At 68.1% G+C, this 1,144-nt stretch carries 1 pseudogene; it reads left to right on the top strand.

Annotated elements, in window-relative coordinates:
* Positions 1-211 precede the first annotated feature (211 nt).
* Positions 212-1,144 (top strand): annotated as a pseudogene (locus ACWGSR_RS34990) (extracellular solute-binding protein); the annotation flags it as partial.

Below are 1,144 nucleotides of genomic sequence, written 5' to 3'. Positions count from 1 at the left end.
GCGCCGGCCGGGAGCCGCTCGCCGGAGGCCGTCGCCGCGCGGGACGGCGCCGTGGGGGCCCCCCCCCCGGGGGGCCGCCCCCCGGGGGGGCGCCACCCGGCCTCGTCACGGCCGCACCGCGACCGTCACCACCCCGAACCGGTCTCCGGCTTCCGCAACCGCTCCGCCCCCTGGACCACCGACCGGGCCGGGCAATCTCCGAGGAGTCCCCATGCGCCGCGTCCTCACCACAGCCGCCACCGCAACGGCACTCACCCTCTCCACCGCCGCCTGCTCCCTCACCTCCGATACGGAGCCCGTGACGATCACCTGGTGGGACACCTCCGACGCGAAGAACGAGGCACCGGCCTTCAAAGCCCTCGTCAAGGACTTCGAGAACGCCCACCCCGGCATCAAGGTCACCTACGTCAACGTTCCCTTCGCCGACGCCCAGACCAAGTTCCAGACCGCAGCCGCCGCCAAGAAAGCCCCCGACGTGCTGCGCGCCGACGTCGGCTGGATTCCCGGGTTCGCCAAGGCCGGCCACCTCGCCCCGCTCGACGGCACCCCCGCCGAACCCGACGACTTCTAATTCGAGAGAAAACTCATCAGACAGGCCACATACGAAGAGCACCTCTACGGCGCTCCGCAGACCACCGACACCCTCGCCTTCATGTACAACAAGGACCTGTTCGCCCGAGCCGGCATCACCGACGCCCCCATGACGTGGGACGAGCTGAAAACCGACATGGCGAAGGTCAAGAAGAAGACCGAGGTGGACGGCTTCGCCTTCAACCCCCAGGCGTACTTCGCCATGCCTTTCCTGTTCGGAGAGGGCGCCGACCTCGTGGACGCCGACTACGAACAGATCATGGTGAACTCTCCCCGAGCACTCAAAGGAATCGAAACCCTCAAGTCAGTGCTCGAGTCCCCCGGAGCACGGAAGCTGGACACCACCGACAAGGCGTACGCCAACATCATGAACGCCTTCGGCAACGGCGAGGTCGCCTCCGTCATCCAGGGCCCCTGGGAGACGGCGAACCTCTTCAAGGGGAGGGCCTTCACCGACAAGGAAAACCTGGGCATCGCCACAATGCCCAAAGGCAGCGCCGGCCGCGGCGCTCCGCTGGGCGGTCACAACCTCGTCGTCTCCTCGGCCTCGCCC

The organism is Streptomyces sp. NPDC055632 (assembly GCF_053618675.1).
This window is presented reverse-complemented; position numbering and strand designations above follow the sequence as displayed.